Origin of the sequence: Gordonibacter sp. (genome assembly GCF_036667095.1) — a bacterium.
GTDB lineage: Bacteria > Actinomycetota > Coriobacteriia > Coriobacteriales > Eggerthellaceae > Gordonibacter.
Genome location: NZ_JAVWUP010000030.1, coordinates 10,647 through 25,063 on the forward strand (window position 1 = coordinate 10,647; position 14,417 = coordinate 25,063).

Consider the following 14,417-nt stretch of genomic DNA (forward strand, 5'->3'; position numbering starts at 1 on the left):
GCTGGCAAGGCGATTGACATACTTGCCGCGACCGCGCTTGAATCTGCCACCCCTTGAAACGCTCTCCAGATTCCTTGCTGCACTTGCGTTTACAAACGTGCCCCAACGGGACGGGAAGGAGAGACCACGATGGCAGACGGATGCGACCTGCACCTCGGCGTACGCGCCACGGTTACCGCATTGCCCGAGCAGCTCCTCTCTCCGCCCTACGAGCTGCGCACCGAGATGAACTGGATAGACTTCTCGGGAACAGCCAATCCGCTGGGCACTCCTCCCTCGTTCATCCGCGCCATGGAAGCAGCGCTCACGGCTGGAGAATTGAACTACTCCCCCGATCGCGAGGCCCACACGCTGCGCAGCGTGCTGGCACGTCAGCACGGACTGCCCGTCGAGTCCTTTCTGGCTGGCACCACTGTGGGGGATATGGTGCGTGCCGTTGCGCAGACCTACCAACCCTGCACGGTGGGCGTATCGGTTCCGGGACCGGTGGAATACGCACTTGCAGCCGGCAATGCCGGGCATCGCGTCGTGGAGATAACGAGCCCTGCCGGGTTCGTTGTTCCCGATCCTGCCGCCGCAGCACGCCACCACATCGCTTTCGATGCGGCAGTGTTGGCAAATCCCGGCTACCCCACCAGCCGCCTGCTGCCGCTGCCGACACTTGCCGCCTATTTGGAAACCTGCACGTGGGTCGTCGTCGACGAACGATCCATCGACCTGACACTGGGCGGCGAGAGCATGGTGCCGCTGGTGAAGGAGCATCGCAACCTGGTCGTGGTCAGGTCGCTCTGCGATCCGTACGCTATGCCGGGCATCCCCTTGAGCTACTGCGTGGCGCACCCCGACACCATCGCGCAGATCGCCCGCTTCTACGACAGCTCGGGCGTGCCGATGTTCGCCGAAGTGCTGGGAGAGCTCGCCTTGGCCGAGCGAGAGCACCTCGAGCGCACGCGCGAATTCCTCGATACCGAGATCCCCTGGCTGCAATGCATGCTCAGCCTGGTACCGGGTATCGACATCTACCCCGCCGAAGCGAACTACGTCATGTGCGCGTTTTCGAGCAAGCCCGACCTGAACTTGGGCGTGGCGAATACCGAGGAGCTGGCTATGCGCCTGCAGCTGGCAGGCTTCCTCATCCGCAAGCTCGAGGGCACTCCGGGAGTTCCCAACGGCAAGCATTTTTGCGTAGCCGTGCGCACCCGCGAGGACAACGAGAAGCTTATCGCTGCCCTGCGCGAGATCATCGTCGGGCAGTAAGTCTACTTCACGCCCGTCACTTCGTAACCTGCTTCCACTACCGCATCCCGCAAGGCCTCGTCAGCCACCTCGTGGGACAGCGTGGCCGTAGCCGTCTTTGCGTCGAGATCGACAGTGGCCTCCTCCACGCCCTCCATGCCTTCGAGCGCCTTCTTGACGCGCGCGACGCAGTGCTGACACATCATACCTTCTACCTGCAAGGTCTTCTCCATTGCTGTTTCCTTTCGTCCGGGGGCACCTACGCCCTTCGATTGTTCGCCAGCCCCTCCGGCACGCTCAGACACGCCGTCCACGCCAGCAGCTTCTTTGTCTGCGCCATCCGGTATTCCGGTTGGGGCGGTAAAACGTGCCCGCATCGGTTGATCGGCTGCTTTGAAGACCGCTTTCCAGCCGCGCAGGCGCAGCGCATTGCTCACCACGAAGATCGAGCTCAGGCTCATGGCCGCCGCGGCAATCATGGGGTTTAGGAACACGCCGATACCTGCCAGCACCCCGGCGGCCACAGGGATGCACGCCGTGTTGTACACAAGGGCCCAGAACAGATTTTGCTTGATGATGCGCATGGTCGAGCGCGACAACTGGATAGCCGCAGGCACGTCCATGAGATCGCTTCTCATGAGCACCACATCCGCACTCTCGATCGCCACGTCCGTGCCCGCCCCAATGGCAATGCCGATGTCGGCACGGGCCAGGGCTGGCGCGTCGTTGATGCCGTCACCCACCATGGCAGTCTTCCCACCTTGGGACAGGCGGCGTATTTCGCGCTCTTTGCCATCGGGCAGCACCCCGGCGATAACCTCGTCCACCCCCACCTGTCGCTGGATGGCGGCGGCCGTGCGCTCGTTGTCGCCCGTGAGCATGACGGTGCGTATTCCCATAGCGCGCAGTTCGGATACCGCGTTGCGACTCGTAGGCTTGACCGTGTCCGCTACCGCGATGATGCCGGACAACAGGTTGTCCCGCGCGAAGAACAGCGGGGTTTTACCGTCGTCGGCAAACGCCTGCGCCGCAGGTGCAAGGTCTCCCGCAGCGATTTCACGGGCTTCCATCATACGCAGGTTGCCGGCACAAGCAGGGTGGTCATCCACGACGGCTACGATACCCTCACCGGGTATCTGCTCGAAATTTTCGACGATCAAGGGATACGCGCCCTGCTCGCGTGCGTAAGCGCATACGGCGCGTGCCAGCGGGTGCTCGGAGCGCCCCTCCACCGACAGCGCAAGCTCCAGCAGGCTCTCGACAGAGGTGCCGGGAGCCGCGATCACGTCGGTGACGCTCGGCTTGCCCGACGTAACCGTGCCGGTCTTGTCCAACACGACCGTCCGCACGTCGTGCGCGGCCTCGAGGGCATCGGCCGACTTGATCAGGATGCCGCTTTTTGCCCCGCGCCCCGTACCCACCATGATAGCCGTAGGAGTTGCCAGGCCCAGTGCACAGGGACACGAGATAACCAACACGGCGATAGCGTGGGCCAGAGCCGTCTCCAGCGTGCCTCCGATAAACATCCACACCGCGAACGTAACCAGTGCGATGGCGATGACGATAGGCACGAACACACCGCTGATCTTATCGGCGATCTTTTCGATGGGAGCCTTCGAACTGGTTGCGTCGTCGACCAGACGGATGATGCTGGCAAGCGTCGTGTCGGCGCCCACGCGCGTGGCACGCATGGTGAAGTATCCCGTACGGTTCACCGTCGCACCCGTCACCGTGTCGCCGGGCACCTTGTCTGCCGGCACCGATTCGCCCGTGATGGCGCTTTCATCCACCGATCCCGAGCCTTCCACGATCACACCGTCCACCGGCACGCCCTCGCCCGCACGCACGGCAAGGACGTCGCCCGCCCGCACAGCGTCGGCCACAATCTGCTCCTCGCTGCCATCCGCAGCGATACGCATAGCCGTCTTCGGCGCCAAATCCATAAGGCTTGCAATGGCATCGGTCGTGCGGCCCTTCGCCCGCGCCTCGAAAAACTTGCCCAACGTGATGAGGGTGAGGATCATCGCCGCCGATTCGAAGTACAAGTCCATGGCCGCCGCGTGCACTGAGTGCATATCCCCCGCGCCAAGCGCATAGGCGATGCGGTAGAGCGCATAGATGCCGTACACCGTTGCAGCAGCCGCTCCCAACGCTATGAGGGAATCCATGTTCGGAGCGCGATGCGCAAGCGCCTTGAATCCGACGCGGAAGAACTTGAAGTTCACGAACAGCACCGGAACCAGCAGCAAGAACTGGGTGAGCGCAAAGGACATGACGTTCTGCTCGCCCAGGAAGAACCCCGGCAGCGGCCAGCCGAACATGTGGCCCATAGACAGGTAGAACAACGGCACCGTGAACACGAGCGACACGACCAGGCGTTTCTTCACCGCACGTGCCTCGGACTGGGCCGCATTGAGGGGCAACCGCACGGCGCTGCCGCCCGATTCCGCACCCCCCGCTTCGTGTCCAACACGCGGTACGGCGCCGTATCCCGCCTTGTCCACGGCGGCGCTCACAGCGGCCAACGTCGCAGGATCGCCGTCATAGTCCACCTCCATGCTGTTCTTCAGCAGGTTCACCGCCACCTGCGCCACACCCGGCACCTCCCGCGTCGTTTTCTCGACGCGCGCGGAGCAGGCCGAGCACGTCATCCCTGTCACGTCGAACGTCTGCTTCATGAATAGATCCCTCCTAGCGGCTGAACCGCTTTATTAGCTTCATAACTTCCTCGATCGAGCCCTTTTCGCCTTGCATGATCTGGTCGCTCACGCACGTTTCCAAGTGGTTTTGCAGCACCAAAGCCGACACGCTGCGCACCGCGCTCTCCGCCGCCGCAAGCTGCGTGAGCACATCGCCGCAATAACGGTTGTCGTCGATCATGGCCTTCACGCCGTTCAACTGCCCGATAGCCCGGTTGAGGCGCTTTTGGAGATCTTCCTGCAAGGTAGAGCTGCGCGGAAGGTCCTTGTAGCGCTCCTCAAGCTCGTCCTTCTTGCGCGCCTCTCCCACCGTCAGCGTAGCGCTTTGGTAAACAGGTGCCATAACATACCCTTTCCTGTTCTGGTCTTTATACCTTATAGGGGTATTAGAATATACCTTATTCCCGTATATGACGAATGAAGTATATACCCCTATGAGGTATTTTCAAGTGCAGTTTCAGAAGCGTCAGGTAAAATTTGCGGTTTCTAAACAGAGTGAAACAGGCCCTTCAACCATTGTTATAATAAACCCTTCGTTTCCCGGTATTCGCCTCGCCAACAAGGAGAGCATCGTCCATGGCCACCGTCCATTCCCTTAAAGACATCAAGGAAAGCAAGCTCAGCTCCAAGATCGCCCTCGCGGCAATGCTGCTGCTACCCCTCGCGGGCGTGGGCTGCCTCGTCTTCCCCTCCTATGTGGAGGAGGCGCTTCCCTTGCTGCTCGGCCTGCCTATGGTGCTTACCGCCGTTAGCAGCATTGTCGCCGCCATACGCGGGCGCAGTGTGGATGAAGGCCGCAGCACGTTGGGGTCTGCAATCGTGATGCTGATCCTCGGCTTAGTCGTCATTGCGCACGGCCCGGACAACACGTTGTTCATCGGCATCGTCTGGGGTCTGCTGGGATTGGTGAAAGCTGCCCAGGAGTTCGACGGCATCTTCGCTGACATCAAGAGCCATGAGCCCTTCGCCGTCTCGCTTGCAGTATGCATCTTCGAGCTCGTACTCGCGGTCCTGCTCATCTTGAATCCCTCTGCCAACATCGAGCATCATCTTCTGTTGCTGGGCATCCAGCTGATCACCTATCCTTTTACCCTGTATCGCGAACACGGCAAACTGAAGATCGAGGCCGAGGCGTAGCAAGGACTTGCTGTTTAGCCCGCCCTGTCGCCAGACGTAGCAAGCCAAACAGCCATCCCCTAGCACTCCTTGCTACAAGAGCCGTCCTGCCGAGGCTGCCAGACACCCCCTTCTTCCCTGCTCGAAGAAACATCCTCTCTGCTCCTTCGAGCACGAGTGAAAAATTCATGCACGGATCCTCTTGACAGAATAATGCTCGCCCTTATACTTATGAACAGATGAACATATGTTAAGGGGTTAATATGGATGCCGTGGAAAAAGAAAAGGTTGCAAACTCCGTTTCCCGCGAGGCCAGCTCGCACGATGGGGGCTGCGGATGCGGATGCGCGAACCACGCAGGAGCGGACGGAATGCCCGAGTGCATGCCTGACGAAGAGCTGCTCTACGACTTGGCCGACCTGTTCAAGGTATTCGGCGACACGACGCGCATCAAGATACTGTACGCCCTCATGGGCCAACAGCGGTGCGTCGCCGACATCGCCGAACTCATCGGCGCAACGCAAAGCGCCGTATCCCACCAGCTGCGCACGTTGAAGCAGGCGCGTCTGGTGAAGTTTCAGCGCGACGGCAAGAACGTCATCTACTCGCTGTCGGACGACCACGTGCATACCATGATCGCCCAGGGCATGTCGCACATCTGCGAGTAGCAGCACGTCACAGCCTCCCCGTTTGGGGAAGTCGCCGGAACGAAGAGCAAGGGGAAAGCCGGCCCTAGCATACCGGCAAAGCACGACCATCCTGGCGAGCGCCGTACAACCCACCTATGGCAGCGGTACCAGGCTCAACCGCCAAGAAAGGAATCTACCATGCGCAAGACGTTCAAACTCGAAGACCTCGACTGCGCCAACTGCGCCGCCAAGATGGAACACAGCATCAAAAAGATCGACGGCGTGAACGATGCTACGGTCAGCTTCATGACGCAGAAGCTGGCGCTTGATGCCGACGACGCCCGCTTTGACGCCATCTTGGACGAAGTGGTGCGCGTCTGCAAGAAGATCGAGCCCGACATGGTCATCGTGCACTAGACACACAACCGCAAACGCGGCACTATGCCGCGCAACCATACAAAGGAAACCGAACCATGACCAAAAAGCAAAAGCGCATGCTCGTGCGCATTGTCGCAGGCCTTGCGCTCCTTATCGGCGTGAGCCTGCTACCCGTAGCGGATTGGGTCGGCGAGCAACAGTCGATCTACCTCGAATTTTTCCTCTACCTCGTTCCCTACCTGGTCGTCGGCTACGATGTGCTGCTGCGTGCCGGGCGCAATATCACGCGCGGCAAGGTGTTCGACGAGAACTTCCTCATGAGCGTGGCCACCCTCGGCGCCTTCGCGCTCGTCTTGTTCCCCCAAGCCGAACAGCACTTTACTGAAGGTGCGGCCGTCATGTTGTTCTACCAGGTGGGCGAATTGTTCCAAAGCTACGCCGTGGGCAAGTCGCGCAAGTCCATCGCCGCAATGATGGACATTGCGCCCGACTTCGCCAACGTGCTGCGCAACGGCGACCTTGTACAGGTCGACCCGGCCGAGATCGCCATCGGCGACAAGATCGTCGTAAAACCGGGCGAACGCGTTCCTTTGGACGGCGTGCTGGTCGAAGGAGCAAGCCAGCTGGACACGGCGGCGCTCACCGGCGAATCCGTACCGCGCGAGGTGCGCGAAGGCGACGAGATCATCTCCGGATGCGTAAACATGACAGGCCTGATCACCGTACAGGTGACAAAGCCTTTCGGCGAGTCTACGGTTTCGCGCATCCTCGAGCTGGTTGAGAACGCCAGCGAGAAGAAAGCCCGCACCGAGAACTTCATTACCCGCTTCGCACGCTACTACACCCCCATCGTCGTAGTCATCGCCGCATTGCTGGCCGTGATCCCGCCGCTCATCTTCGGCCAAGACTGGTCGGACTGGATTCAGCGCGGTTTGGTGTTCTTGGTAGTGTCGTGCCCCTGCGCCCTGGTCATCTCGGTGCCCCTGTCGTTCTTCGGCGGCATCGGCGGTGCCTCGCGCTTGGGTATCCTGGTGAAAGGCAGCAACTACCTGGAGGCACTCGCCCAGGCCGAAACCGTCGTGTTCGACAAGACCGGCACGCTCACCGACGGCTCGTTCAATGTCGTGGCCGTACACCCCTCGTCCGGCATCGACCCCGACCGCCTGCTATCTCTTGCGGCACATGCCGAAGCCTACTCCGACCATCCTATCGCGCTTTCGGTGCGGCGCGCCTACAGCGGCCCGATCGACCGCCAGCGCTTGGGCGAGGTGGAGGAGCAGAGCGGGCACGGCGTGCAGGCAAAGGTCGACGAGCACGTGGTGCTGGTCGGCAACGACAAGCTCATGGGCACGGCCGGTATCGACTGTTGCGAATGCGAGCTTACCGGCACGATCCTGCATGTATCGCTTGACGGCGAGTATAGCGGACATATCGTCATTGCCGACGTCATCAAGCCCGACGCAGCCCGCGCCATCGCCAACCTACATGCCGCCGGCGTGAAGAAGACGGTCATGCTCACCGGCGACCGAGCCGACGTAGCCGCCGCCGTCGCCAAAGAGCTCGGCATCGACGAGTTCCACGCCCAACTGCTGCCCCAGGACAAGGTGGCCGAAGTGGAACGTCTGCTGTCAGAGACGCATGCCGCCACAGGCGGTAAGGGCAAGCTGGCTTTCGTAGGCGACGGCATCAACGACGCACCAGTGCTCACCCGCGCTGACATCGGCATCGCCATGGGTGCCATGGGCTCGGATGCAGCCATCGAGGCTGCCGACATCGTGCTCATGGACGACAAGCCCTCGAATATCGCCCGCGCGGTGGGTGTTGCCCGCAAGACACTGGCTATCGTGGGGCAGAACATCGTATTCGCTCTCGGCGTGAAGTTCCTGGTGCTGATCTTGGCTGCCTTCGGCATCGCCAACATGTGGCTTGCCGTGTTCGCCGACGTAGGCGTGTCCGTCATCGCCATCCTAAACGCCATGCGCGCCATGAACGTGCGGAAGTAAGGAGCAGGTGACCCCCGCCGGACAGCTCCTTCATGCGTCCCTTCACACCGCCGTGCGGCCTCCGTGCTCGTCAGAGACGTTCCCGCAGTTCATGATCGCAGCGATCGTTCGGGTGAGGAAACCCAAATCGACCGGCTTCTGCGAATAGCAAGCCTGCCCGCATACCCCGTCCATGAACAACGCGACCGCCTGCGCCGCCTCTTCGTCCATGAATTCCTTAAACATCCCGACCAGACCCTCGTTCCATTGGGTCACGAGCACGCGAAGCTGATCGTCGTAGGCTGCAGCCGCATAGAACAGCGCATCGGTGCGCATCAGCGACGCATCGCTCGTGTACTGGTGCAAGAACCGAGCAACCGCCTCAGGCGTAGCGCCGTCCCTTTTCAAGATCGTCGCCGTTTCGCGCAGGGCCCTGTCAGCACCCTCTGCAACGCAGCGCATCCCCGCTTCGCGCAGCTCGTCGATATTGGCAAAATACTGCGTGGTCGATCCGAGCGGCACGCCGGCGCGTACGGCTACCTTGCGATGCGTGAAACCCCTGATGCCTTCCTGCAAAAGCAGCTCTGCGGCGGCCTCGACGATAACCTGCCTGCGATGCGCAGGATCACGGTGCTTGCGAGCAGGCAGGTCTGCCTTCTGCTCATCAGCCATACAAGCCTCTTCCTTCAAGCCGTTTCGCGCCTCATGCCTTTTCTTGCTGCATTGTGTCACAAATTATGTACATTTGTCCATAGCACCCAGCTGGACGTGGAACCCTCATCCCCCTAATCCTCGAAGCCCCACATACGCACCTCGGGTTCCAGCAGCACGCCGGCATGCGCCAGCACTCGTTCCTGCACGACGGCGACAAGACGGCGAACATCATCAGCCGTAGCCCCTCCCGCGTTCACGACGAAGCCCGTGTGCTTCTCGGACACCTGGGCACCGCCCACGCGGTATCCGCGCAGCCCCGCTTCCTGCACCAGTTGGCCGACGAAGCAGCCTTCGGGGCGTTTGAACGTGCTGCCGGCGCTGGGCATCTCAAGCGGCTGCTTCTCGCTGCGGCGCTGCGCAAGATCATCCATGCGCGCCTGTATAGCCCCGCATTCACCCGGCACCAGGCGCAAGGTGGCGCCCAGCACGATAGAGCCCACCTCGTCCATCATGCTGTGGCGATACGACCACGCAGCTTCAGCCGCCGGTACATCCACCACCTCGCCGGCCGAAGTCAAACAGCGCACTGCCTCTGCCACGTCTTTGAACTCGCCGCCATAGGCACCTGCGTTCATGATGGCAGCCCCTCCTACCGTACCGGGAATGCCGCAGGCAAACTCGTAGCCGCTAAGTCCGGCCAAGCACGCAGCCCGTGCGACCTCTTCGTTCGAGCAGCCCGCCTGCACCTGTACGACCTCGCCTTCGAAAGACATTGCCGCAAAGTTCTCAGCGAGGCGCAGCACCACGCCTCTCACGCCCCTGTCGGATACCAGCACATCGCTTCCCAACCCCATCACACGGAAGGGGACGTCGGCTTCGCGACACCACGCCACGACCGAGCATACTTGCTCTTCGGTGCGCGGGGAAACCAGGAAGTCGGCCGGACCGCCGATAAGAAACGTGGTGTAGGCCGCTAAAGGCTCATCCACCCGCACGCTCTCCCGCCCGATGAGCGATTCCAGCATCTTTGCTTGGGTTTCCTTGTCCACTGCCGCCTCCTTGGCCCGTCTCAACGTAGGTTCCCTCACGCCTGAAAGTTCTTCCTGGTATCGCAATACCCGCCTGCCCTCCCCCTTTTCTTGGCTCAGAAGGTCGAGCCACCCCAGGACGGCGCAACGTCTTTCGGGGAGGGCGGAAACACCGCAGGATATGATTACTTCCGACGGTTCATGTCGTAAAGACGGCCCAGGCCCCGCAAAGTAAGCGTATCGTCGGCACACGCCTCATGGCGCAACAGCGCCGCCAAGGCTGTCGCATTCGCACCGGTGATGACGATGCCGGCTTCGCACCCCAGCTCGGCCGCCACCATGTCGATAAGGCCGTCGATACGCGCCACTTCGCCCATGACGATGCCCGCCTGCATGGCCTCGCGGGTCGACGTGCCTATGACGGAGGCGGGGGCTTTCAGCTCGATCACGGGCAGACGTGCAGCAGCTTGGGCGAGCGACTTCGCACCGAGCGCCAGTCCCGGTGCGATGATGCCACCTTGGAAGGTCCCCTCGGCATCGATCACTTCAAAGTTCGTCGTGGTACCCAGGTCTACCACAATAAGCGGCGCCTCGTAGTCAACGCGCGCCGCTGCAAGATCGGCCACGCGATCGGAACCCACCTCGGCGGGGTCCCGATAGCGCATCTTGATACCGGTCTTCAGGCCCGGACCCACCACCAAAGGGCGGCGCCCGCACTCAGCCTGCAGCGCCGCAGCCCAAAGGTCGGTGAGATCGGGGACGACGCACGACAGGATAGCATCCGCAGGTGCCGGCACTTCCTGGCCATCTGAACGAGAGGCCTCGCGACGCATCGCGTCCAAGAAGTTCGCCACCACCAAACGCGCCTCGTCAGACGTCATGATCGCAGGAGTCGTGGCGTCCCAGGTAGCGCGAAGCTCTCCGCTAGCGAACAATCCCAACCGCGTTACCGTATTGCCCACGTCTACTGCCAGCACGCCCACCATCGCGCCAATGCCCATGATGCCACCCAGCCTTCCGCTGCCGCGCAATTCAAGCCGAGGCCTCCAGCGCGAGCAATCGCTCCCTATTCAACACCGATCTACTTGTGCCCTGATTATAGGGTACCCGCACACTTGGCAACCCCGGCTCCCTGACGCAAGGGACGCAGGCACCCCAAGCAAAAACCGCACCGCCGTCCACTCCGCTAAGGAAGAGAGTTTATTCGTAGGTCTTGATCACCGCTAAAATGTTGTCGCGACAAAGTTTACGAGCCGCAACGGGTGATAGCTTATCAAGCAAGGGATAGTACTTTACCGTCTCAGCAGGGTAGGTCGCCCAATGACCCACTTTATCGGTCCCCAACATAAAACGGTCGGGATATTTCTCGATAAGGGCAACCCAATCGTCGAGCGTGTTGCCGTCGTGGTATTGATTGGGAAATTTATCAAGAAAGTAATAATCATATACCACCCAAGAAATATCAATCCATAGGTTTTCGTTGTTTGCGAGAAGATCGTCGGCGATACGGGGAAGATTCTGAATCTCCACACGTCGAGAAATGCCCACATGGGCCCAGATAATCTTGCAGTCACGGTTATGCGCGAGAGCTTCCTCAAGCTCAGATAAGTACAGTATCTCTTCTGAGTTTTGCGCTGTTATGTTGTGGTGGACTAACACGGGCAGGCTTTCTTGTGCCGCAAGATCAAATATTTCCAAGAATGCGGGGTGATCAATATGGGGTGGCTCGCCATAGGTAAGTGCGGTCAGGTCGTCGTGCCTGCTCATCAGCTCGCCAATGCCGCACCAAAAATTCGGATAGAGCTTGAGCAGCCGACGGAGGTGATCTGCAGAAAACCGATCATTGCCATTGATGCCGCAGGCAAACGGAAAGAAACGTTTGCGGGTTGCTTCTGGCTGGGCCAGAAGATCTTCAGCGACAATAAAGTCGGTGGCTGAATAATAGTAGCAGCGGCTGTCGTTGCTGAGATAGTATTGAGGGGCCTTGTCGAGCGATTCGTCCCACTGCTTTACAATGCCCATGCCAAAGATTACCGATTGAGATACACCGGCAGCATCCATAGCTTTCACCAGGCTCGGAAATCCATCGGTCCTTTCGAGAAAATCGGTGTAATGCAAATGACTATCCACAATATCGTAGGTTAATTCGACATTGGGTTTTTCGATGTCGACCGCCACATTGGTCGCATCTGCCACACTCGATGCTTCTTTCACCTCGTTGCCCGCGTTATCGACAGGAACCGACGAGCAATCGCCCTTAAGAGACTCCTTATCAGGCTTACCCATAGCGTTCGACCCGTCCGCTGCCGGGCTGCAACCAAACGCCAAGGATGCTGCACCCACGGCCACCCCGACCGCGCCCATTTTGACGAACGAACGCCGAGATACGCGCGTTTCTTCAGGACGATCATTTTCAGGAATAGGGTCAGACATTCGTTTCCTCTCGTTTATTGGCAAAGGTTTAGCGTGGCGCAAGCATATTCCTTCTTATTTCCCATCGATCAAAAGAGCCGCTTTTGGCGGCGTTCTCCGTATGCTGCTTTTACTGTGACACCTTGACTTCTAATGCGCAGATTTCTGCATACGAATTTACCCAATACCGCGAATTTAACGATACCGCTTTGTCTCAGACCCGATTATACTGTACCCGTCCGTTCAGTAACCCGACTTCCCGAAACGAGGGGAAGCGGATATACCAAAGGAGCACAGCATGGACTCTGTCAAAGGGCAGCTTACGTTGCGCGGCATACTCATAGGCTGCGTCGGCTGCATCATCATCACCGCGGCATCGGTGTACACGGCCCTGAAAATGGGAGCGCTTCCCTGGCCCATCGTATTCGCGGCCATCATCTCGCTCTTCTTCCTGAAAGCACTGGGACACGGCAAGGCCAGCCTCAACGAGGCAAACGTCACGCACACGGTCATGTCGGCCGGCGCTATGGTGGCAGGCGGTTTGGCCTTTACCATCCCCGGCATCTGGATGCTCGGCTTCGCCGACCAGGTGGGCTGGTTTGAGATGCTGGCGGTAGCGCTCTCGGGCGTTATCCTCGGGCTCATCTGCACGGCTGCTCTGCGCCGGCATTTCATCGAGGATGCCGACTTGGAATATCCCATCGGAGAAGCGGCGGCTCAAACCCTCATCGCAGGCAACGCAGGCGGCAAGGTAGGGCTCAAGCTGTTCGGCTCAATGGGGCTTGCCGGCCTCTACACCGCGCTGCGCGACTTCTTCGGCGTGATCCCCGCCATGTTGCTGGGCAACGTGTCCATTCCCGGCGTGGCGTTCGGCATCTATAACTCGCCCATGCTACTGGCCGTGGGCTTCCTCGTGGGCACAGGTGCCGTCGTCGTATGGTTCGGCGGGGCGCTGTTCGCGAACTTCGGCATCATCGTCGGAGGGTCTGCGGCGGGCTTCTGGGACATCGCCAGCGCGCAAGGCATCGTGTCCAGCCTCGGCATGGGCGTGATGATGGGTGCCGGCCTGGGCGTCATCTTCAAGAACATCCTGCCGAAAGCCATCAAGATGCTGAAGGACACCAAAGGCTCGATTACGCTGGGAGCAGCCGCCGGCACCGACGACCTCCCCGCCTCAGGCGGCGCTCGCCGTCGGATGCGCATCAGTGCAGGCCTTGCCGCCTGCGGCGTGGCAGCCGTGGCACTGCTGATCTGCTTCGGCTTGCAGCTAGGACCTATCCCCGCGCTCATCGTCGTGGCGCTGACCTGGGTGGCCACCGCTATGAGCGCGCAAAGTGTGGGCCAAACGGGCATCGATCCCATGGAGATATTCGGCCTGATCGTGCTGTTGGCGGTGGCAGCGGTATCCAACGTGCCGCAGGTGCAACTGTTCTTTGTCGCGGGCATCGTGGCGGTGGCGTGCGGGCTGGCGGGCGACGTGATGAACGACTTCCACGCCGGACATGTCATCGGCACGTCCCCCAAAGCCCAGTGGGTCGGGCAAGCCATCGGCGCTGTGCTGGGAGCGGTGGTGGCCGTAGCCGTCATGGCCGTGCTGGTGGGCGCTTACGGACCTGAGTCGTTCGGCCCGCAAGGTTCTTTCGTAGCGGCGCAGGCATCGGTCGTGGCTACGATGGTATCGGGCATCCCCTCGGTTCCGGCGTTCGCCATCGGTCTGGCAGCCGGACTTGGCCTGTACTTGCTCGGCTTCCCCTCCATGATGCTGGGATTGGGAATCTACCTGCCCTTCTACCTGTCCTTCTCCGCATTCCTAGGCGCTATGGTGAAGGTGGTCTACGACCTCGTATGCAAGCGCCGCCGCGCTAAACTCTCGCCCGAGGAAGCGGCAGCAAAGGAGAAGGCGCAGACAGAGACCGGCCTGGTCGTATCGAGCGGCGTGCTGGGGGGCGAGTCGATCATCGGCGTGCTGGTGGCGTTCGCCGCCGTGTTCATGGGAATGGGCGCCTAGCAGCAGGCTCCGAAAGCGTCAGGCATCCTACGAGGGCAAGGTGGCGAGAGAAGCTAAACACCTCCTGCCACCTTGCCCTCGCTTTACTCTCCGGCAACGGCCTCTTGGTGGGTTTTCACATGCTTCTTGAGTTTTTTGAGAGCCCAGTCGTAGTAATCGATCAAAGAGGACAACGCTTGTCCCCCTGCTTAACGGTTTTTGCCGATTCGAAGCCACCTCGTCCCGAACGCCTCCGAACAACCCTTCAACGCTCCACCATTCTGCTGCCCGCATAG

General features: G+C 60.5%; 12 protein-coding genes. 6 read left to right on the forward strand and 6 right to left on the reverse strand.

What is annotated here, in order from left to right; genetic code table 11:
* Positions 1–129 precede the first annotated feature (129 nt).
* On the forward strand, positions 130–1,257 hold the full coding sequence (locus tag RR842_RS04980) for an aminotransferase class I/II-fold pyridoxal phosphate-dependent enzyme (RefSeq protein ID WP_332512186.1): 1,128 nt from the start codon (positions 130–132) through the stop codon (positions 1,255–1,257).
* Positions 1,258–1,259: 2 nt separating this feature from the next.
* Here the strand turns inward: RR842_RS04980 and RR842_RS04985 are convergent, their stop codons facing one another.
* Together RR842_RS04985 and RR842_RS04990 are read right to left on the reverse strand one after the other, a co-directional pair.
* The gene (locus RR842_RS04985) at positions 1,260–3,914 is read right to left on the reverse strand and encodes a heavy metal translocating P-type ATPase (protein ID WP_332729153.1); all 2,655 of its coding nucleotides are present in this window, start codon (positions 3,912–3,914) and stop codon (positions 1,260–1,262) included.
* Between the two features lie 13 nt (positions 3,915–3,927).
* The gene (locus RR842_RS04990; RefSeq protein ID WP_332512181.1) at positions 3,928–4,278 is read right to left on the reverse strand and encodes a metal-sensing transcriptional repressor; all 351 of its coding nucleotides are present in this window, start codon (positions 4,276–4,278) and stop codon (positions 3,928–3,930) included.
* A gap of 233 nt (positions 4,279–4,511) precedes the next feature.
* Between RR842_RS04990 and RR842_RS04995 the strand changes: the two genes are divergently transcribed.
* The 4 genes from RR842_RS04995 (at position 4,512) to RR842_RS05010 (ending at position 8,061) form a co-directional block, all read left to right on the forward strand.
* Positions 4,512–5,072: a DUF308 domain-containing protein gene (locus RR842_RS04995; RefSeq protein WP_332512179.1), complete on the forward strand. Its 561-nt coding sequence runs from the start codon at positions 4,512–4,514 to the stop codon at positions 5,070–5,072.
* A 251-nt stretch (positions 5,073–5,323) separates the two neighbouring features.
* On the forward strand, positions 5,324–5,719 hold the full coding sequence (locus tag RR842_RS05000) for a metalloregulator ArsR/SmtB family transcription factor (RefSeq protein ID WP_332554258.1): 396 nt from the start codon (positions 5,324–5,326) through the stop codon (positions 5,717–5,719).
* A 159-nt stretch (positions 5,720–5,878) separates the two neighbouring features.
* Entirely contained in the window at positions 5,879–6,097 is a 219-nt protein-coding gene (locus RR842_RS05005; protein ID WP_332729154.1) for a cation transporter, read from the forward strand.
* A gap of 56 nt (positions 6,098–6,153) precedes the next feature.
* The gene (locus RR842_RS05010) at positions 6,154–8,061 is read left to right on the forward strand and encodes a heavy metal translocating P-type ATPase (protein WP_332554257.1); all 1,908 of its coding nucleotides are present in this window, start codon (positions 6,154–6,156) and stop codon (positions 8,059–8,061) included.
* Between the two features lie 42 nt (positions 8,062–8,103).
* Here RR842_RS05010 and RR842_RS05015 read toward each other — a convergent pair whose 3' ends face one another.
* From RR842_RS05015 to RR842_RS05030, 4 genes are all read right to left on the reverse strand, one after another.
* The gene (locus RR842_RS05015; protein ID WP_332512174.1) at positions 8,104–8,712 is read right to left on the reverse strand and encodes a TetR family transcriptional regulator; all 609 of its coding nucleotides are present in this window, start codon (positions 8,710–8,712) and stop codon (positions 8,104–8,106) included.
* A gap of 113 nt (positions 8,713–8,825) precedes the next feature.
* Positions 8,826–9,719 (reverse strand): UDP-N-acetylmuramate dehydrogenase, encoded by an 894-nt coding sequence (gene murB, locus RR842_RS05020; protein WP_332522177.1) that lies wholly within the window; start codon positions 9,717–9,719, stop codon positions 8,826–8,828.
* A 188-nt stretch (positions 9,720–9,907) separates the two neighbouring features.
* Entirely contained in the window at positions 9,908–10,723 is an 816-nt protein-coding gene (locus RR842_RS05025; RefSeq protein ID WP_332512173.1) for a type III pantothenate kinase, read from the reverse strand.
* A 199-nt stretch (positions 10,724–10,922) separates the two neighbouring features.
* A complete protein-coding gene (locus RR842_RS05030; protein ID WP_332517638.1) occupies positions 10,923–12,155 on the reverse strand; it encodes a twin-arginine translocation signal domain-containing protein in 1,233 nt (410 codons plus the stop codon).
* A 277-nt stretch (positions 12,156–12,432) separates the two neighbouring features.
* Here RR842_RS05030 and RR842_RS05035 point away from each other — a divergent pair, with 277 nt between their 5' ends.
* Positions 12,433–14,142, forward strand: coding sequence for an OPT/YSL family transporter (locus RR842_RS05035; protein WP_332729155.1), 1,710 nt, complete (start codon positions 12,433–12,435; stop codon positions 14,140–14,142).
* The last annotated feature ends 275 nt before the right edge of the window (positions 14,143–14,417 follow it).